The organism is Bradyrhizobium sp., assembly GCF_027307225.1.
GTDB lineage: Bacteria > Pseudomonadota > Alphaproteobacteria > Rhizobiales > Xanthobacteraceae > Bradyrhizobium.
Genome location: NZ_DAHUXJ010000103.1, coordinates 1 through 18436 on the forward strand (window position 1 = coordinate 1; position 18436 = coordinate 18436).

At 61.2% G+C, this 18436-nt stretch carries 18 protein-coding genes; 6 read left to right on the forward strand and 12 right to left on the reverse strand.

Annotated elements, in window-relative coordinates; translation table 11 throughout:
- Positions 1-131: 131 nt before the first annotated feature.
- The 7 genes from M6D32_RS17970 to M6D32_RS18000 form a co-directional block, all read right to left on the reverse strand.
- Entirely contained in the window at positions 132-710 is a 579-nt protein-coding gene (locus M6D32_RS17970; protein WP_298258605.1) for a hypothetical protein, read from the reverse strand.
- A 72-nt stretch (positions 711-782) separates the two neighbouring features.
- The gene (locus tag M6D32_RS17975; RefSeq protein ID WP_298258607.1) at positions 783-1901 is read right to left on the reverse strand and encodes a cobalamin-independent methionine synthase II family protein; all 1119 of its coding nucleotides are present in this window, start codon (positions 1899-1901) and stop codon (positions 783-785) included.
- 118 nt (positions 1902-2019) lie between these two features.
- Positions 2020-2730, reverse strand: a complete 711-nt coding sequence (locus M6D32_RS17980; protein ID WP_298258609.1) for an ABC transporter ATP-binding protein — start codon at positions 2728-2730, stop codon at positions 2020-2022.
- A complete protein-coding gene (locus M6D32_RS17985) occupies positions 2723-3475 on the reverse strand; it encodes an ABC transporter ATP-binding protein (protein WP_298258610.1) in 753 nt (250 codons plus the stop codon). Before M6D32_RS17985 ends, M6D32_RS17980 begins: the two co-directional genes overlap by 8 nt.
- Complete coding sequence (locus M6D32_RS17990) at positions 3472-4503, reverse strand: branched-chain amino acid ABC transporter permease (RefSeq protein WP_298258612.1); 1032 nt, start codon at positions 4501-4503, stop codon at positions 3472-3474. The genes M6D32_RS17985 and M6D32_RS17990 overlap by 4 nt, the downstream gene beginning before the upstream one ends.
- 12 nt (positions 4504-4515) lie before the next feature.
- On the reverse strand, positions 4516-5385 hold the full coding sequence (locus M6D32_RS17995) for a branched-chain amino acid ABC transporter permease (RefSeq protein ID WP_298258614.1): 870 nt from the start codon (positions 5383-5385) through the stop codon (positions 4516-4518).
- A 195-nt stretch (positions 5386-5580) separates the two neighbouring features.
- Entirely contained in the window at positions 5581-6756 is a 1176-nt protein-coding gene (locus tag M6D32_RS18000) for an ABC transporter substrate-binding protein (protein WP_298258616.1), read from the reverse strand.
- A 557-nt stretch (positions 6757-7313) separates the two neighbouring features.
- Here M6D32_RS18000 and M6D32_RS18005 point away from each other — a divergent pair.
- Complete coding sequence (locus tag M6D32_RS18005) at positions 7314-7622, forward strand: hypothetical protein (protein WP_298258618.1); 309 nt, start codon at positions 7314-7316, stop codon at positions 7620-7622.
- A 97-nt stretch (positions 7623-7719) separates the two neighbouring features.
- On the opposite strand, the gene purU is transcribed toward M6D32_RS18005, so the two are convergent.
- Entirely contained in the window at positions 7720-8583 is an 864-nt protein-coding gene (gene purU / locus M6D32_RS18010) for a formyltetrahydrofolate deformylase (RefSeq protein WP_298258620.1), read from the reverse strand.
- 108 nt (positions 8584-8691) lie between these two features.
- Here purU and M6D32_RS18015 point away from each other — a divergent pair, with 108 nt between their 5' ends.
- Complete coding sequence (locus M6D32_RS18015; RefSeq protein ID WP_298258622.1) at positions 8692-9531, forward strand: uroporphyrinogen-III synthase; 840 nt, start codon at positions 8692-8694, stop codon at positions 9529-9531.
- 115 nt (positions 9532-9646) lie between these two features.
- Here the strand turns inward: M6D32_RS18015 and M6D32_RS18020 are convergent, their stop codons facing one another.
- The 3 genes from M6D32_RS18020 to M6D32_RS18030 form a co-directional block, all read right to left on the reverse strand.
- Complete coding sequence (locus M6D32_RS18020) at positions 9647-10603, reverse strand: GDP-L-fucose synthase (RefSeq protein WP_298258624.1); 957 nt, start codon at positions 10601-10603, stop codon at positions 9647-9649.
- Positions 10584-11669, reverse strand: a complete 1086-nt coding sequence (gmd, locus tag M6D32_RS18025) for a GDP-mannose 4,6-dehydratase (RefSeq protein ID WP_298258626.1) — start codon at positions 11667-11669, stop codon at positions 10584-10586. The genes M6D32_RS18020 and gmd overlap by 20 nt, the downstream gene beginning before the upstream one ends.
- 183 nt (positions 11670-11852) lie before the next feature.
- Positions 11853-12527 carry a Crp/Fnr family transcriptional regulator gene (locus M6D32_RS18030; RefSeq protein ID WP_298258628.1) on the reverse strand — a complete coding sequence of 225 codons (675 nt, stop codon included), beginning with the start codon at positions 12525-12527 and terminating at the stop codon, positions 11853-11855.
- 304 nt (positions 12528-12831) lie between these two features.
- Here M6D32_RS18030 and M6D32_RS18035 point away from each other — a divergent pair, with 304 nt between their 5' ends.
- Positions 12832-13704 carry an ABC transporter ATP-binding protein gene (locus M6D32_RS18035; RefSeq protein WP_298258630.1) on the forward strand — a complete coding sequence of 291 codons (873 nt, stop codon included), beginning with the start codon at positions 12832-12834 and terminating at the stop codon, positions 13702-13704.
- 118 nt (positions 13705-13822) lie between these two features.
- On the forward strand, positions 13823-15754 hold the full coding sequence (locus M6D32_RS18040) for a long-chain fatty acid--CoA ligase (protein WP_298258632.1): 1932 nt from the start codon (positions 13823-13825) through the stop codon (positions 15752-15754).
- Positions 15755-15822: 68 nt separating this feature from the next.
- Here M6D32_RS18040 and M6D32_RS18045 read toward each other — a convergent pair whose 3' ends face one another.
- On the reverse strand, positions 15823-16287 hold the full coding sequence (locus tag M6D32_RS18045) for a DUF559 domain-containing protein (RefSeq protein ID WP_366145844.1): 465 nt from the start codon (positions 16285-16287) through the stop codon (positions 15823-15825).
- Between the two features lie 7 nt (positions 16288-16294).
- Here M6D32_RS18045 and M6D32_RS18050 point away from each other — a divergent pair, with 7 nt between their 5' ends.
- Positions 16295-17188, forward strand: coding sequence for a branched-chain amino acid ABC transporter permease (locus tag M6D32_RS18050; protein ID WP_298258635.1), 894 nt, complete (start codon positions 16295-16297; stop codon positions 17186-17188).
- A gap of 132 nt (positions 17189-17320) precedes the next feature.
- Entirely contained in the window at positions 17321-18394 is a 1074-nt protein-coding gene (locus M6D32_RS18055; RefSeq protein WP_298258637.1) for a branched-chain amino acid ABC transporter permease, read from the forward strand.
- Positions 18395-18436: the final 42 nt, after the last annotated feature.

Here is an 18436-nt window from a genome sequence, read left to right on the forward strand (position 1 = left end):
AGAGGGCTAACCCGGCAGCAATATCCATGGCATGACCAGGCTGGCGGAACCGTCCACGCTTTCCGGCTCCTCCGAAACTCAACAACGAAGGCGACAGATCACGAGCTACAAAAATACGACATCTTCATCCGCTACGGACAGGATTTCGTATTCTTCACGTCGCCACTCGGTAAGCTGCTCAATCGTTGCCGCCGGCAATCCTGATTTGCCTTCGATTTCGATGGAGGTTCTTTGGGGAAGCCGTCGAATGCCAAAAAATTCTTCACCTCTGCGTCCGTTTCAGACTCTACGAACGCTTTCGCCAGCTGCTTGTCATCCAGCACCGCTAGGCAGAGAAGAAGTGCTTCAACGTAACTACGGAGCAATGCTTTTGCAGGTGCATCGAACCCGCAAGCGCACAGAAGTCGAATAGAAAGCCCAAAGGAGACGGCAGAACCAACGAGCGCCCAAGTAGCGAGATATCTGTATCGATTTTCTTCTGACTTATTTTCGAGATCATTCGTAAGTGCGACGTGAACATACGATAGCCATTCGAGACCCAGCTCCAAAATAGCGAACCATGGCTGTAGATCGACAGCAGCCTTTGTTCTCGCTTCGTTTTCTTCGTTCAAAATGAATTCGGCAAACACACCCCTATCGTCGGGGCTCTGTTTAATATCCGCGTAAGCCTTAATCCACGCCTGTCCTATTTCTTCGTAGATTGTCCACATGAGCCGGCCTCGAGAGCCTTCGGAATCAAAAGCAACGGAGAGGAGACAGCGAGTGAACGCAATGTCAGGCTACTATTTTCCCCACACCTCCTGCGCCACCTCGACCGCGAGGCGGAGCTTGGCCCATTGCTCCTCTTCGGTCAGGACGTTGCCCTCCTCGGTCGAGGCAAACCCGCATTGCGGCGAAACCGCGAGTTGATCGATCGGCGCAAAATGGGAAGCCTCTTCGAGCCGGCGCTTGATGTCGTCCTTCTTCTCGAGCTCGCCGCTCTTTGACGTAATCACGCCCACCACGACGACCTTGTTGCCCTTGGGCAGATAGCGCAGCGGCTCGAAGCCGCCGGCACGCTCGGAATCATATTCCAGGAAATAGCCGTCGTAATTGGTGCCACCGAGCAGCGTCTCGGCCACCGGCTCGTAGCCGCCGGAAGAAATCCAGGTCGAGCGGAAATTGCCGCGGCAGACATGCGTGGTGATGGTCATGTCGGCGGGCCGCTCGGCAAGCGCGTAGTTGATCACGCGGGCGTAAATTTGCTGCAGACCGTCGAGATTGTCGCCGCGTTCGCGCGCCTTCTTCAACTCGTCCTGCGAACAGAGATAGGCCCAGACCGTGTCGTCGAACTGCAGATAGCGGCAGCCGGCGTCATAGAACGCCTTCACCGCCTTGCGGTAGGTTTTGGCAAGGTCGTGAAAGAACGCGTCGAGATCGGGGTAAACCTCCTTCGAGATCGACCTGCGGCCGCCGCGGAAATGCAGCACCGCTGGCGAGGGGATCGTCATCTTCGGCGTGACGTGAGCGGTGTCGCATCGCTTCTTCAGGAACTTGAAATGTTCCAGCATCGGGTGATCGTCGGGAAAGTCGAGCGGGGCGATGACGCGCACCGCATCGTGCCGGGTCTGAACGCCGGCGAACTGGATGCCCTGCTCGGGATGGAACATTTCGCATCCGGTGAGCCTGGCGAGAAAATCGAAATGCCACCACGACCGGCGGAATTCGCCGTCGGTCGCAAGCCGCAGGCCGGTCGAGGCCTGCCGGTGCACGACCTTCTCGATTTCCATGTCCTCGATCTTGCGCAGCTCGTCCGGCGAAATCTCGCCTTTCTCGAGTTGGGCGCGCGCTTCCTTGATGCGCGGCGGCCGCAACAGGCTGCCGACCTCGTCAGCGCGGAAGGGGGGCTTTGTTCGTTGCATGGTTTTGCTCCCTAGAACTTCAAGGTCATTCCGGGATGGTCCGAAGGACCAGACCCGGAATCTCGAGATTCCGGGTTCGACGCTTCGCATCGCCCCGGAATGACGGCCAAAGATAACCTCACGACTTGCCCGCGACACCCAGAAAGCGTTCCAGCGCCAGGGGATCGGCCCTCAGGGCACTGCTTGCGGCATCGTGAACGATCGCACCACGTTCCAATATCACGGCGCGGTCTGCAAGCGACAGGATTTTCCGCGCGTTCTGCTCGACGATGATCGAGCAGATGCCGCCCGAGCGGGTGATGGTGCCGAGCGCCCGCAGCAGTTCCTCGACGATGATCGGCGCGAGCCCTTCGGTCGGCTCGTCCAGCAGCAAGACCTTCGGATTGAGAATGAGCGCACGGCCAACCGCCAGCATCTGCTGCTCGCCGCCGGAAAGCTGATTGCCAAAATTGCTGCGCCGCTCCTTCAGGCGCGGAAACATCTCGTAGATCCGATCGACCGTCCACGGCCCCGGTTGCGCCACGGCGGTCATGTTCTCTTCCACCGTCAGCGAACGAAAGATATTGCGCTCCTGCGGCACCCAGCCGATCCCGGCCCGCGCCCGCTGATCCGGCCGCATCGCCGTCAGGTCGCGCTCCGCCAGCGCCACCTTGCCGCCAAAGCGGCGCGTCACGCCCACGATCGAGTTGATCAGCGTGGTCTTGCCGGTGCCGTTGCGCCCGAGCAGCGCCAGCACCTCGCCTTCCCTCAGGCTCAGCGTCATGTCGGGGAGCACGATCGCCTCGCCATAGCCGGCGCGCAGGTTCTTGATTGAAAGCAGATCAGCCATCGGCGCCCTCGCCGAGATAGACCGCTTTCGCCCGGGCATCGCGCGCGACCTCGTCGGGCGCGCCTTCGACGAGCACGGCGCCATTGACCAGCACCGAAATCCGGTCGGCAAAGGAAAACACCAGATCCATGTCGTGTTCGATCAGAAGCACCGTGACGTCGCGCGGCAGGCTGGCGACGGCGGCGAGAATATCATGACGCTCGCTTTCCGGAACGCCGGCGGCGGGCTCGTCGAGCAGGAGCACGCGCGGTTTGCTCGCGATCGCGACCGCGATTTCGAGCAGACGCTGCTTGCCGTAGGCAAGCGTTACAGTCGGCTCGTTCCTGACATCGGTCAGATGGAAGCGTTCGAGATTCTCGGCGATCTCGGCATTGACGTCGTCGCGCGTGCCCATCACGCGCCACCAGTCGCCGCCGCGCCCGAGCCGTTCGGCCACCGCAAGCCCGATGGTCTCGATCGGCGTCAAATCAGGGTAGAGCTGGTTGATCTGGAAGGTGCGCGACAGCCCGCGCAGCACGCGGCGATGCACGGTCAGGTTCGTGATGTCATTGCCTTCCAGCAGGATCCGCCCCGCATTCGGCTTCAGCACCCCGGTCAAAAGGTTGATCACGGTGGTCTTGCCGGCGCCGTTCGGGCCGATCAGCGCATGGCGGGCGCCTTGCGTGACCTGCAGCGACAGGTCGCGCGTGACCTTGAGGCCGCCGAACTGTTTCCCCAGCCCTTTGGTTTCCAGCGCGAGCGTCATGATGCCTCGCCCTCGGAGACGGCGACGGTGGCCTTTTGCCCGCCGAATTGCCGGATGATCCAATTCGGCACGAACAGCACCCAGCGATGGAGCCGTGCGCGGCCGACCAGCACGATCACGACCAGCACGAGCCCGATCCAGAACTGCCAGTATTCCGGCGTGATGTTGGAGAAAAACTCCTGCAGCATCCGGAACACCACGGCGCCGATCAGGCCGCCATAGAGATAGCCGGTGCCACCGATGACGAGCACCAGCATCAGGTCCGCCGAACGCTCGAACGAAAACACATCGAGCGAGGCGAGCTGCGTGGTCTGGGTGAATAAAGCCCCGGCAATGCCGGCATAGAAGGCGGCCAGCGTATAGACCCCGATCAGGCGGCGGTTGACCGGCACGCCGATCGCGGCTGCGCGCAGCGGATTGTTCTTGATGGCGCGCAGCGACAGGCCGAATGGCGAATGCACGATCCGCCGCGCGATCAGAAACAGCACGAACAGCACGATCAGCGCGTAGAAGAAGCCGGTCCTGCCGAAGATGTCGAACTGAAACGCGCCGAGCACCGGCGCCATCTCGATGCCTTGCAGCCCGTCGGTACCGCCGGTGATGTTGGAAAAGCGTTCGGAGAGCGCTTCCAGCAGAAGCGCGATGCCGAGCGTGACCATCAGCCGGGTCAGGTCGACGCCGCGGATGACGAGAAAGCTGGTGAGAAAGCCGATCACCGCCGCGACAAGGCCGGCCACGATCAGCGCGAGTACCGGCTGGGTGATGACGCCGTGCACCGCCAAAAGCCCCGCGCTGTAGGCGCCGATGCCGAAGAAAGCGGCGTGCCCGAGCGACACGATGCCGGCATAGCCCAGGATCAGGTCGAGCGAGAGCGCAAACAGCGCCAGCCGCACGATGTCGGTCATGATCAGGTAGCGCGAGGGAAACAGGAAGCCGCACGCAAGCGTGAGACACCAGAATACGATCTCGCTCCAATGCCAGTTGGCGTGAGCCCTTGCGATCCTGCCGACGTCTGACGAGGCGGACATGCTTTACCGAATTTACCGGGCCGCCGTACGGCCGAACAGGCCGTTGGGACGCCAGATCAGGATGACGATCATGATGGTGTAGATCACGAACGGCCCCATCCTGGGCACGTAATATTTGCCGGCGACATCGCCGATGCCGAGCAAAAGCGAAGCGAGGAACGGTCCGGTGATGGAGGAAGAGCCCCCGACCGTCACCACGATCAGGAAGTAAATCATGAACTTCAGCGGGAAATACGGATCGAGGCCGAGGACTTCGGCGCTCAACGCGCCGCCCAAACCGGCAAGGCCGCAGCCGAAGGCAAAGGTGAAGGCAAAGACCTGCGGCACGTTGATGCCGAGCCCGCTTGCTGCGCGGGGATCGTCGACCGCGGCGCGCAGGCGGCTGCCGAAGCGCGTCTTCGCCAGTATCAGTTGCAATAGCGCGGTCAGCAGGCCGCAGATCACGATGATCATCAGCCGGTAGCGGCCGATGCCGACGCCGTACACATCGAACTGGCCTTCGAGAGCGGAAGGCAAATTGATGAAGACGCGCGACGAGCCCATGAAGTAATCGACGGCGGCGACCGACATGAAGACGAGGCCGATCGAGAACAACACCTGGTCGAGATGGCTTCGTGTGTAGAGATGACGGTAGAGCGTGCGCTCGAACGCGGCTCCGATCAGGCTACTGCCGACGAATGCAAGCGGCAGCGCCGCGAAGAACGGCCAGCCTTGGCCGTTGACCAGCACCGCGCAGATATAACCGCCCGCCATCGCGAACGAGCCGTGGGCGAGATTGACGAAATTCATCAGCCCGAGCGTCACCGCCAGCCCGCACGCCAGCACGAACAGCAGCATGCCGTAGGCGACGCCGTCGAACAGGTTGGTGAGGATCGAGGTCATGCAGGAAAAAATCCGGCTTGCTTGATCCCTCCCCCTTGCGGGGAGGGTGGCACGTTGAGAGCGTAGCGAGCGACGTGGCGGGTGGGGGGAAATTCATTTTAAAATAATACCCCCACCCCGGTCTTCGCTTCGCTCGACCGACCCTCCCCGCAAGGGGGAGGGATAGGAACTCCGGATGACGTCGCTCTCGCGACGTCACTTCTTGGTCTTGCCGGGGTCCTTGACGTCCTTGAAGGTCTCGAATTCGACGTTGTAGAGTTCGCCGTCGACCTTCTCGACCTTGCGGATATAGACGTTCTGGATGATGTCGCGGGTTTCCGGATCGATCGAGATCGGGCCGCGCGGGCTCTCCCATGCCAATCCCTTCATCGCCGCGATCAGGGAGTCACCGTCGGCCTTGCCGCCAGTCTTCTTCAGCGCCGCGTAGATCAGGTGCATGCCGTCATAACCGCCGACCGCCATGAAGCCCGGCCGCTGCTTGAAGGCCTTCTTGTAGGCGGCGACGAACTCCTTGTTCTTCGCGGAAGGATGCGCGGCCGAGTAGATATGCGCAGTGACGGTGCCGAGCACCGCATCGCCCATGTCCTTCAACTGGTCGTCGTCGGTGACATCGCCGGGACCAATCACCTTGATGCCGGCCTTGTCGAGGCCCCGTTCGGCATATTGCTTCATGAAGTTGCCGCCCTGGCCTGCCGGCACGAACACAAACACGGCGTCGGGCTTGGCGTCCTTCATGCGTTGCAGGAACGGCGCGAAATCGGGATTGGCGAGCGGCGTCTTGACCTCTTCGACGATCTGGCCGCCGCCGGCCGTGAAGTGCTCCTTGAAGAATTTCAGCGCGTCGTTGCCGGGCGCATAGTCGGAGGTGAGCGTCGCGACCTTCTTGATGCCGTTCTTCACCGCCCAGTCGGCGATGATGGTGGAGGACTGGCCGAGCGTGAAACTGGTGCGCACGATATAGGGCGACTTCTCGGTGATGACCGAGGTGCCGGCCGCCATCACGACTTCCGGCACTTTCGCCTGCGTCGCCAGCGGCGCCGCCGCGAACGCGGACGGCGTGATGCCAAAGCCCGCGATGATGTTGACCTTTTCGTTGACGATCAGTTCCTGCGCGAGACGTTTGGTGTTGTCGGGCAGCGTCGCGTCGTCCTTGAGGATGACTTCGATCTTCTTGCCGGCAACCGTGTCGCCGTTCTGCTGCATGTAGAGCTTGACCGCATTGTCGATCTGCTTGCCGGTCGAGGCCTGGCCGCCGGTCATCGGCACAATCAGGCCGATCTTGACGACTTCCTGCGCCGGCACAGGCCCTGACGCCAGCGCGCTCGCGGCAACAACGCCGGCTGCGAGCAAGAGGTGACTGCGAACAAACATGAATGTTTCTCCCTGATCGAATCGTGTCCGAAAATGCCGGCTTTGCCTCATCCCGCCGTCGATGCGCTGGCGGCTGCATCGCAGCAGCCTGGCAACCGTACCTGCAGCGGACATGGCCACCGGACTTGGCAATGGTTTTGGCAGTGACTTGGCATCGCTTGCGCCGCTGCCGTCAATTGAACGAAGGGCGTCCTCCCCAATCAGCCGCTCGTTTGCCGAAGCGTAGATGATGAGCGGACACGCTACGGTTCCATCGTACCGTCAACTGCGACCGGGTTGCGTCTTCCCGGCTCTCGATTCCCCAATCGCCGTCCTCAATTCCCGCCTCAATTTTCATTTGTACGATTGTACAAATGAAATGGTCTTGTCAACAAGACCTTCCTCGTGGACAAGGCGCTGGTGACGTCCACCGATTGCCTTTCGCCCGGTGCAGCATGAACTCTGCGGAGCCGGCGTCGGCCCCAAATCCATCTTTTTTAAAGGCCATAGCCCTATCGTCTCGCCGACGAGAACCGCTGGCGTGGCGGTTCAGAAGTCCGCATAGGATGTTGCCACGAATGCAAGCGAACTTCGCAATCGGAGCACGGGCCCGCGCCCGCTATGTCACCACGATTGCCGCGCTCGCCCTTGCGGGGGCCATTCTCGCCGGCTGTTCGTCGGTCAATGAGCGAATTGGGCCTGCGATCGGCGATACGCTGCCGCAATGGGCTGGCGGCGAACCAAAGGACATCCCGCCGCGGCGCGGCACGCCGGAATACGATGCCTACATGAAAGAGCAGGAGCGCAAGCGGCTTGAGCCTGCGCCCTCCAACGCGAATGCTTCGTCGGCGCCAGCCTCGTCGTCCGGGCTCGGGCCGGTGCATTAAATCAACGACTGTCATTCCGGGGCGATGCGCAGCATCGAGCCCGGAATCTCGAGATTCCGGGTCTGGTCCTTCGGACCATCCCGGAATGACGAAGGCTTCAATCCATGAATACGACGGTCTTGCGGCCGTTGAGGATCACTCGGTCCTCCAGATGATGGCGCACGGCGCGCGCCAGCACGCGCCGCTCGATGTCGCGGCCCTTGCGAACGAGGTCTTCCGGCGTGTCGCGATGGCTGATGCGCTCGACGTCCTGGTCGATGATCGGGCCCTCATCGAGGTCGCTGGTCACATAGTGCGCCGTAGCGCCGATCAGTTTGACGCCGCGCTCGTGGGCCTGGTGATACGGCCGCGCGCCCTTGAAACCCGGCAGGAATGAATGGTGGATGTTGATGCATCGGCCGGACAGTTTCGCCGACAGGTCGTCCGACAAAATCTGCATATAGCGCGCGAGCACCACGAGATCGGCTTTCGTCTTCGTCACGAGATCCCAGATCGCAGCCTCCTGCTCCGCCTTGGTCTCCCTGCTGACCGGCAGATGGTGAAACGGGATGTCGCCGAAATCGAGGCCCGCATAGGTCTCGCGCGGATGGTTGGACACGATGGCGGCGATATCCATCGACAGCTCACCGGTGCGCCAGCGATAGAGAATGTCGGCGAGGCAGTGATCGGATTTGGAAACGAGCAGCATCACCCGCCGGCGGCTGGCGCGGTCGCGCATCTGCCATTCCATGCCGAAGCGATCGGCAATCGCGGTGAATCCGGTTTGCAGGGCCGCCAGCCCGACGGCTAGATCAGCGGCGTTGAAAACCACGCGCATGAAGAAATGCCCGGTCTCGACGTCATTGAACTGTTGGGCGTCGAGAATGTTCTGCCCGTTATGGGCCAGAAACGTCGACACTGCGGAGACGATGCCGGGTCGATCCGGGCAGGAAAGCGTCAGAACGAATTGATGATCGGGCATGGGACGAAACCTTGGCAGCGATGAGCCCTGCTCTATCACCCGCGACTGCCTTGCGCCAATCCGGCAAGATGAACAAAGTAACGTCAACGTAAACCGGGATCACAGATCATGACCGAGCGACTGAATGGCTATCGCATCCTGATCCTGGAAAGCCGCGAGGAAGCGCAATTCTCAAAGCTCCTGACCGAGCAAGGCGCCGACGCGCTGCAATGTCCGATGTTTACGATCGAGGATGTGCCGGACCCGGCGCCTGTCGAGGCCTGGATTCGCGGCTCGATCGAGCATCCCCTTGACGATCTCGTGCTGATGACCGGCGAAGGCCTGCGGCGGCTGATGAAGGCGGCGCGACGCATGAATGCCGAAGCGGATTTCATCGCCGCGCTCGGCAAGGCGCGCAAATTCGCGCGCGGACCAAAACCCGGACGCGCCCTGCGCGAGATCGGCCTCGACCCGCAGATGACGACGGAAAAGCCGACCACCGAAGGCGTGATCGAGATGCTGGCGCAGATCCATCTCAAGGACCATCGCGTCGGCGTGCAGCTCTACCCGGACAAGGATCACGGCGCGCTGCTGGGCGCAATTTCAGCCCTAGGCGCCGTGGCGATTCCCGTGACACCTTATGTTTACGATGCACGCGCTGCCGAAAGCCACATCATGACCGCGATCGAGGAAATGGCTTTGGGGCGCATCGATGCGATCGCGCTGACCAATCTCGGCCAGATCCGCCGGCTGTTCGACGTCGCGCAAGCGAAGGGACACGAAGCGCGCCTGCGTGAGGGCCTGAACAGGACGCCGATCGCCTCGGTAGGACCCGCGGTGTCGAACGAACTCGCGTCGCACGGGCTCTCCGCCGCCATCTATCCGCCAAACGATGCTTTCTTCATGAGACCGCTGATCGCGGCGATGGCGGCGGCGCTTGGAAAGAGGCCGCCGCGCGGAGCGAGGTGAAGTTAAAGTCGTCATTCCGGGGCGCACGAAGTGCGGACCCGGAATCTCGAGATTCCGGGTCTGGTGCTAACGCACCATCCCGGAATGACACGATATCAACTGAGCAATCTGCTGCTCACTCCGTCGCCTGCTTGTGCTCGCGCAAGTAAGCCTGATAAGCGAGCTTGATGCCGTCGTTCAACGAGGTGCGCGCGCGCCAGCCGCGTCTGGCGAGCCGGGAAACATCGAGCAGTTTCTGCGGCGTGCCGTCGGGCCGCGAGGAATCGTAGCTGATCTTGCCGGAATAGCCGACCACATCGGCCACCACGCGGGCAAATTCCGCGATGGTGATGTCCTCGCCAGTGCCGATATTGACAAGTTCACCGCTCGAATAGGTCTTCATCAGGTGGATGCAGGCGTCCGCAAGGTCATCGACATAGAGAAACTCGCGGCGCGGCGTTCCGGTGCCCCACACCTTGACCTCAGGCGTGCCCGCGACCTTCGCCTCGTGAAAGCGGCGGATCAGCGCCGCCACCACGTGGCTATGTTCGGGATGATAATTGTCGCCCGGACCATAAAGATTGGTCGGCATCACGCTGATGAAGTCAGATCCGTACTGGCTGCGATAGGCCTCAACCATCTTGATGCCGGCGATCTTGGCAATCGCATAAGGCTCGTTGGTGATTTCGAGCGGACCGGTCAGCATCGAATCCTCGCGCAACGGCTGCGCAGCGAGTTTTGGATAGATGCAGGATGAGCCCAGAAACATCAGCTTCTCGGCGCCATTCTGATGCGCGGCATGGATGGCGTTGGCAGCAACGACCAGGTTCTCATAGATGAATTCGGCCCGCAGCGTGTTGTTGGCGACGATGCCGCCGACCTTTGCCGCGGCCAGAAACACGGCGTGCGGACGCTTTTTCGCAAACCAGTCGAACACCGCCGCCTGATCGCGCAGATCGACCTCGGCTCGCGCGACCGTAAGAAGCTCGACGTCTTCCGAAGCCAGCCGGCGCACCAGCGCGCCGCCGACCATGCCCCTGTGGCCGGCGACAAAAACCTTCTTGCCTTTCAGCTCAAACGGCGTCTTTGCCATTGGCAACCTCGCGCCGGGCGATTGCGAGATCGCCGGCCACCATCTGCTTGACGAGGTCGGCGAAGCTCGTTTGCGGCTTCCAGCCGAGCATCTTGTGCGCCTTGCTGGCATCGCCGATCAGAAGGTCGACCTCGGTCGGACGGAAATACTGCGGATCGATGCGAACGAGCGTCTTGCCGGACTTCTTGTCGAGGCCGGTTTCCTCGACGCCCTTGCCGCGCCACTCGAGACTGCGGCCGACCTCCTTGAACGCCAGCTCGACGAATTCGCGCACCGAACGCGTTTCACCGGTTGCCAGCACGAAATCGTCCGGCTTGTCGGCTTGCAGGATCCGGTGCATGCCGACGATGTAATCCTTGGCGTGGCCCCAGTCGCGTTTGGCGTCGAGATTGCCGAGATAGAGCGTTTCCTCAAGGCCGGCTTCGATACGCGCCACGGCGCGGGTGATCTTGCGGGTGACAAAGGTCTCGCCGCGGATCGGGCTCTCGTGGTTGAACAGGATGCCGTTCGAGGCGAACATGCCGTAGGCCTCGCGGTAGTTCACCGTGATCCAGTAGCCGTAGAGCTTGGCGACCGCATAAGGCGAGCGCGGATAGAATGGCGTCGTCTCCTTCTGCGGAACCTCCTGCACCAATCCATACAGTTCGGACGTAGAGGCCTGGTAGAAGCGGGTTTCCTTTTCCATGCCGAGAATGCGGATCGCCTCCAGAAGCCGCAGCACGCCGATCGCGTCGGCATTGGCGGTATATTCGGGGCTCTCGAAGCTGACGGCGACGTGGCTCTGGGCGGCGAGATTGTAGATCTCGGTCGGCCTGATCTGCTGTACCAGCCGGATCAGGTTGGTCGAATCCGTCATGTCGCCGTAGTGCATCAGAAACGGCACGTTGCCGGTATGCGGATCTTCATACAGGTGATCGACGCGGGCGGTGTTGAACGAGGACGACCGGCGTTTGACGCCGTGCACGGTGTAGCCGAGGCCGAGCAGGTATTCGGCGAGATACGCCCCGTCCTGACCGGTGACGCCCGTGATCAGCGCCACACGCCGCCTTGAATCCTGAGCCGTCATTTCGTCTCCAAAAGCATGATCCGGACCCGGAGGGCCGCGTTAGCGCAAAGTGGAAACGGTTTTCCGAAAGATCATGCGCAATCAAAGGGATTTTGGAGGAGGCCTTAGCATCCGGCTTCCGCGAAGTCTAACGCAAAAGATGATGGAAAATCAGCTTGATAGAAACAAACCCAAAGAATTTGGTTACTCGCCATAACTGCGCAGGCGCTCGATATCAAGGATAGTGACCCCGCCATATTCAAGGCGGAGCAGGCCTTCTTTCTCAAGCCTTTTCAGGCACTGGTTGGCGTTTTGCCGGGATATGCCTGACAGCGCTCCGATTTCCTCCTGGGTGATCTCGAGATGGCGGCTCAGATCAGGATAGAGGATCGGATTGAACAGCGACGCGATCGAACGCGCCAGGCGCGCGGTGACATCCAGCGTCCGGCCATACTCGACAAGGCCGATGAATTGGCCGAGCCGCTCGTTGAGCTGTGCGACGAGGAAGCGGTTGAAAGCGACGCTGTTATCGTAAAGCCAGAAGAACGTGCCCTGATCCATCAGCGCGATACGAGTGTCGCGCAGCGCCACCAGGTCGTAGCGCCGCGCCTCCCTCTTCAGCATGGTGCCCTCGCCGAACCAGGCGCCCGAAGTCAAACCGGTGAACGTCATGGCCTTGCCACCGCGGGAGACCGTACCCATCCGGATCAGTCCCGAGACGACTCCCGTCCAGTAGTCGAAGCGGTCGCCGCGCAGGAAGATGGACTCGCCCTGCCGGTACGACTTCTCCGCGATGCCCCCGCGCGCGGTTTCGATCTCGCGCTCTGACAGTTCGCGCGACCAGATCGCGATCTTTCGCAGGTAGTCCGCCGTGATCATGACGACGCCAGCCTTCCTGCTGCATCGCAGCAAGCAACGTTTTCGCTTAGTCGAAAATCGCACATGAATTGTCGGCCCCAAGACATTCCAGGCGCCGGCTTTACTCTATGCAGGCGGATACGCCCAATCGGGACGTTGGGCGTAAACCGACCCTGATGGCATTCGGTGTGCCAGCGCGAACAAATTGCCAATCGTCGCATGGCTTCACCGGTTCGGCCGATATAGGATCGCGTTGAAAATTCAGGGATAACGGCCAAGAGCTGCGAAAAGCGCCTGCCCCTAATTCCTAAGCTGGGAGGGACGATTGGACCAGACGTTGGAGGTGCGCGGGGTTTCGCTACGCTTTGGCGGCGTGCGCGCGCTGACCGATGTCAGTTTTGCCGTCAAACCGGGCGAGCTGTTCTCGATCATCGGTCCCAACGGCGCCGGCAAGACCTCGATCGTCAACTGCATCTCAGGCCGCTACCGGCCGACCGAGGGCAAGCTGTTTTACAGCGGACAGGATATCACCGCGCTGAACCCGAATGCCCGGCCGCGGCTTGGCATCGGCCGCACCTTCCAGAACCTCGCGCTGTTTCACCACATGAGCGTACTCGACAACATCATGGTCGGGCGTCATCACCTGTTGAAGAACAACTTCGTCACCGGATCGCTGTACTGGCTGACGGGCGCGAGGGCCGAGGAGCTGCGGCATCGCCACAAGGTCGAGGCGATCATCGACTTTCTCGATTTGCAGTCGGTGCGCAAGGCGACCGCAGGCACCCTGCCCTATGGCCTGCGCAAACGCGTCGAACTGGCCCGCGCGATGGCGCTGGAGCCGCGGCTGATTCTGCTCGACGAGCCGATGGCCGGCATGAACTTCGAGGAAAAGGAGGACATGGCGCGCTACATCGTCGACCTCAACGAAGAGTTCGGCATGACCGTGATGATGATCGAGCACGACATGGGCGTGGTGATGGACATCTCCCACCGCGTGATGGTGCTCGATTTCGGCCGCAAGATCGCAGAAGGCGACCCGGCCTCCGTGCTCGCCGATCCTCATGTCAAGCGCGCCTATCTCGGCGAGGAAGACGAAGCACTGGTTGATCCCGGGGAAGCCCCAACTCCCACCAGTACCGCCGATCTGAAGTCCCTGCACCGCGAGCGGCGAGTTCTTTCAGGGACTTCAGATCGATGAGCGGTACTAGAATTATTGTTTGTTTGGTGATGCCCATGACTTTCCGAAGTTCGCAAATAGACATCGAGGAGCCAATTAGCGAACTTCGGAAAGTGGGCATCACGCTGGAGACCGCGGCATGATGGATTACGCCGCCCGCGTCGCAGAGGCCGACACCTATCCGAAACTCTTGCGGCTGAACGCGCGCGAATTCGGCCAGGAGATCGCGCTACGCGAAAAGGATCTCGGCCTCTGGAAACTCGTGACCTGGAGCGACTATCACACCCGCGTTCGGGATTTCACGCTCGGCCTGGTCGAACTCGGTTTAGAGCGCGGCGACGTCGTCAGCATCATCGGCGACAACCGGCCGGACTGGGTTGCGGCCGAGATCGCAACCCATGCGATCGGAGGCTTGAGCCTCGGTCTTTATCGCGACGCGCTCGACGAGGAAGCCGCCTATCTCCTCAACTATGGCGAAGCTAGGCTCGTCTTCGCCGAAGACGAAGAACAGGTCGACAAGCTCCTGGGGCTGGCCGACCGCGCGCCATCGCTGCGCCACATCATCTATTCCGACCCGAGGGGTTTGCGGAAATACAGCGATCCGCGCCTGATGTCGGCCGAGCAACTCGTCACAAAAGGACGCGAACGGGCGAGCCGCGAGCCCGCGCTGTACGACAACCTCGTCGACGCCACGCGCGGCGAGGATGTCGCGATCCTCTGCACTACCTCGGGCACGACGTCCCATCCGAAGCTCGCCATGCTGGCGCCGGGCCGCGTGCTGCGGCATTGCGCGACCTACCTCGAGTTCGATCCGAAGGGGCCGGAAGACGAATATGTCTCGGTGCTGCCGCTGCCCTGGATCATGGAACAGATATACGCGCTCGGCAAAGGGCTGCTCTGCCGGATGAAGATCAACTTCGTCGAAGAGCCCGAGACCATGATGAACGATCTGCGCGAGATCGCGCCGACCTTCGTGCTGTTCGCGCCCCGGGTCTGGGAAGCGATCGCCGCCGACGTTCGCGCGCGGGTGATGGATGCATCGACGCTCAAGCAGGGGCTCTACGATCTCGGCATGAAAGCAGGCCTTTCGGCGCTGGCCAGGAACCGCCATTCGGTCGTGGCCGAAACGCTTTTGTTCCGCGCGCTGCGCGACCGGCTCGGTTTTACCCGCCTGCGTTCGGCCGCAACCGGCGGCGCGGCGCTCGGCCCCGACACGTTCAAGTTCTTCCGCGCGATGGGCGTGCCCTTGCGCACGCTCTACGGCCAGACCGAGACACTTGGGGCCTATACCCTGCACCCGGAGGATGCCGTCGATCCCGACACGACGGGCGTTGCCATGGCGGAAACGGTCGAAATCAGGATCGACAATCCTGATATTCACGGCGTCGGCGAAATCGTGATCCGCCACCCCAACATGTTCCTCGGCTATTTCAAGAATCCGGAAGCCTCAACGGCCGACATGAAAGACGGCTGGCTGCAATCGGGAGACGCCGGGTACTTCAATGGCGCGAAGCATCTTGTCGTCATAGACCGCATCAAGGACCTCGCCGAGACTTCGCGGGGCGAGCGCTTCTCGCCGCAATACCTCGAGAACAAGCTGAAATTCTCGCCCTATATCGCCGAAGCGGTCGTGCTTGGCGCCGGCCGCGATCATCTCGCGACGATGCTCTGCATCCGCTTCTCGATTCTGTCGAAGTGGGCGGAAAAGAACCGGATCGCGTTCACGACCTATACCGATCTGTCGGCGCGGCGCGAGGTCTATACGCTGTTGCAGAAAGAAGTCGAGGCGGTCAACGCCACGCTGCCGCCGGCGCAGCGCATCTCCCGCTTCCTGCTGCTTTACAAGGAGCTCGATGCCGACGATGGCGAACTGACCCGCACGCGGAAAGTCCGCCGTGGCGTGATCAACGACAAATACGCCGACATCATCGAGTCCATCTACGCCGGAAAAAACGAGATACCGGTCGATACCGTGATCCGTTTTCAGGACGGCACCACGCAACGCATCCGCACCAAGCTGAAGGTGGTCGATCTGGCGCCAGCCACGCCACTCGCGGAGGCCGCGGAATGAGCAAATCCAACGGCAAGCACACTGTTTGTCTTCACCTCTCCCCGCCTGCGGGGAGAGGTCGGATCGCCTTAGCGATCCGGGTGAGGGGGAGCATCCGCGAGAGCAGCGGAAATTGCGTCCAGCACTCCAGCCATGTTGCGAAGAACGTCGTTGTTCCAAAATCGCAGGACTTTGAATTTATGGTCGGCGAGCCAGCGGTCGCGTATGGAGTCACGACGGCTGTCGGCATGTTGTCCACCGTCCACCTCCACAATCAGCCGGCATTCGCGACATACGAAGTCTACTGTGTACGGCCCGATCGGTTCCTGCCGAACAAACTTGTGACCATTCAATCTGCGAGAGCGCAGTCGATACCAGAGCCTTCCTTCCGCAACGGTTGGCGTACTTCGCAACCGTCGCGCACGTCCGGTCTTGAATTCGTCAGCACCTCGCAAGTCGCGATCCCCCTCACCCGTCGTGCACCGGACGATGCTCCGCATCGCCGAGCGCACGCCGGCCTCTCCCCGCACGCGGGGCGAGGCGAAGAATAGCATAAAGCTTATGAACACTGCGTTCCTGATCCAGCTCCTGGTCAACGGCCTTGTGGTCGGCACGCTCTACGGCGTGGTCGCGATGTCGTTCGTCTTGATCTACAAGGCCACACAGGTCGTCAATTTCGCGCAAGGCGAATTGCTTCTGATCGGCGCCTGGGTGTGCTGGGCGCTGCTCACCAAATATGGCGTACCGTTCTGGATCGGGATGCCGCTGACGCTCGTCTTCATGTTTGTGTTCGGCATCGCGATTCAGGTCGTGATCCTGAGACCGATGATCGGCGAGCCGATCATTTCGGTGATCATGGTGACGATCGGGCTGTCGACCGTGCTTGATGCGGCGCTGAAATGGATCTTTGGCGTCAACCCGCAGCCGTTCCCGCGCGTATTTCCCAGCGAGTCCGTCAACCTCTTCGGCCTGCAGATCCAGAGCGTCTACGTCATGAGCCTTGCGGTGTCGCTCGCGATGATGATCGGCATGGCCTGGTTCTTCCGCGCCTCGAAATACGGCCTCGCGATGCGCGCGACAGCCTTCAACCAGCAAGTCGCGCAATCGCTCGGCATCTCCGTGAAAAACGTATTCGCGATGGCCTGGGCGATCTCGGCCACGGTCTCGGCCGTCGCCGGCGTCGTGGTCGCCGTCGTTAACGGCGTGTCGTCGGGGCTTGCCGACTACGGCATCAAGGTATTTCCCGCTGCGATCCTCGGCGGGCTCGATTCGATCGGTGGCGCCGTGCTTGGCGGCGTCATCATCGGGTTGCTCGAAAACATCGCCCAATATGTCGACAGCCAGTACCTGCACTGGGGCAATCTCTACGAGATCGCACCGTTCTACGTGCTGATCATCATCCTGATGATCAAGCCGTACGGCCTGTTCGGCACCAAAGACATCGAGCGGGTGTAGGCATGATCGCCGAAAAGTGGAAACCGGTTTTCGCCCGCGACAAACGCGTAACGCGTTTGCGCGGAGATCATGCCCAAATAAAAATCGGCGGTCCGATGACTGACACTTACCGTCTCGGAAGGTAGAGCCCCTATGGCAAGCCCCTCCCTCATTCCCTCCGGCGACTTCCGCACCTCGTACGCGGCGGACACCACGATCTTTCCGACGCTGAAGAGCCGCAACTTCGCGATTGCCGGCGTCATCCTCGCCTGCCTCGCGCCGTATCTTTTGTCGAATTACTGGCTCAGCATCTCGATCCAGATCGGCATCTTTGCGATCGCAGCGCTCGGTCTCAACGTTCTCGTCGGCTTCACCGGCCAGATATCGATCGGCCACGCGGCGTTCTTCCTGTTCGGCGCCTTCACCTCGGCCTACCTTTCCAACAATTTTCCGATCCCGGTATTCTTTGCCATTCCGCTCGCCGGCGTGGTCACGGCGCTGGTCGGCCTGATCTTTGGCGTGCCGGCAGCACGGCTGAAGGGACTTTACCTCGTCATCGCCACGCTTGCCGCGCAATATATCCTGCTCGACTTCTTCTCGCGCGCCGACTGGTTTTCCGGCGGCTCGGTGCCGGCGAGCGCCAATCCGTTCTCGATCTTCGGCTACACCTTCCGCGGCGACCGGCAATATTTCTACGTCGTGCTGGCCTATCTCGTGGTCAGTTTCCTTCTTGTGACCAACCTGATGCGCACGCGCGACGGTCGCGCGCTGGTCGCGATCCGCGACCACTATCTCTCCGCTGAAATCATGGGCATCAACCTGACAAAATACCGGACGCTATCGTTCGGGCTTGCGGCATTCTTCGCCGGCATCGCAGGCGCGCTTTATGCGCATTATCAGCTCGTGATCTCGCAGGAAGGCTTCGGGATCGATCGTTCGATTCTGTTCCTGGCGATGATCATCATCGGCGGCACCGGCTCAGTGATGGGAACGCTGATGGGAACGGCCTTTGTCGTGCTGCTGCCGGAGTCGATGGAATGGATCAGCGCGAACCTGAAAGGATCCGCCTTCGATCACGCGCTTTCGCTCAACAACAACATCACCTTCCTGCGCGAGATCACGGTCGGCGCGATCATCATCGGCTTTCTGATGTTCGAGCCTGACGGACTCGCGCACCGCTGGCGGCAGATCAAGATCTATTGGAAGCTCTACCCGTTCTCGCATTAGGGTTTGGAATAGCTCGAATTGAAATAGCGACTTAAACAAAGT

Coding starts and splice junctions, on each gene's coding strand:
- M6D32_RS17970 (WP_298258605.1), bottom strand. CDS start 710: ATGTGGACAATCTACGAAGAAATAGGACAGGCGTGGATTAAGGCTTAC.
- M6D32_RS17975 (WP_298258607.1), bottom strand. CDS start 1,901: ATGCAACGAACAAAGCCCCCCTTCCGCGCTGACGAGGTCGGCAGCCTG.
- M6D32_RS17980 (WP_298258609.1), bottom strand. CDS start 2,730: ATGGCTGATCTGCTTTCAATCAAGAACCTGCGCGCCGGCTATGGCGAG.
- M6D32_RS17985 (WP_298258610.1), bottom strand. CDS start 3,475: ATGACGCTCGCGCTGGAAACCAAAGGGCTGGGGAAACAGTTCGGCGGC.
- M6D32_RS17990 (WP_298258612.1), bottom strand. CDS start 4,503: ATGTCCGCCTCGTCAGACGTCGGCAGGATCGCAAGGGCTCACGCCAAC.
- M6D32_RS17995 (WP_298258614.1), bottom strand. CDS start 5,385: ATGACCTCGATCCTCACCAACCTGTTCGACGGCGTCGCCTACGGCATG.
- M6D32_RS18000 (WP_298258616.1), bottom strand. CDS start 6,756: ATGTTTGTTCGCAGTCACCTCTTGCTCGCAGCCGGCGTTGTTGCCGCG.
- M6D32_RS18005 (WP_298258618.1), top strand. CDS start 7,314: ATGCAAGCGAACTTCGCAATCGGAGCACGGGCCCGCGCCCGCTATGTC.
- purU (WP_298258620.1), bottom strand. CDS start 8,583: ATGCCCGATCATCAATTCGTTCTGACGCTTTCCTGCCCGGATCGACCC.
- M6D32_RS18015 (WP_298258622.1), top strand. CDS start 8,692: ATGACCGAGCGACTGAATGGCTATCGCATCCTGATCCTGGAAAGCCGC.
- M6D32_RS18020 (WP_298258624.1), bottom strand. CDS start 10,603: ATGGCAAAGACGCCGTTTGAGCTGAAAGGCAAGAAGGTTTTTGTCGCC.
- gmd (WP_298258626.1), bottom strand. CDS start 11,669: ATGACGGCTCAGGATTCAAGGCGGCGTGTGGCGCTGATCACGGGCGTC.
- M6D32_RS18030 (WP_298258628.1), bottom strand. CDS start 12,527: ATGATCACGGCGGACTACCTGCGAAAGATCGCGATCTGGTCGCGCGAA.
- M6D32_RS18040 (WP_298258632.1), top strand. CDS start 13,823: ATGATGGATTACGCCGCCCGCGTCGCAGAGGCCGACACCTATCCGAAA.
- M6D32_RS18045 (WP_366145844.1), bottom strand. CDS start 16,287: ATGCTATTCTTCGCCTCGCCCCGCGTGCGGGGAGAGGCCGGCGTGCGC.
- M6D32_RS18050 (WP_298258635.1), top strand. CDS start 16,295: ATGAACACTGCGTTCCTGATCCAGCTCCTGGTCAACGGCCTTGTGGTC.
- M6D32_RS18055 (WP_298258637.1), top strand. CDS start 17,321: ATGGCAAGCCCCTCCCTCATTCCCTCCGGCGACTTCCGCACCTCGTAC.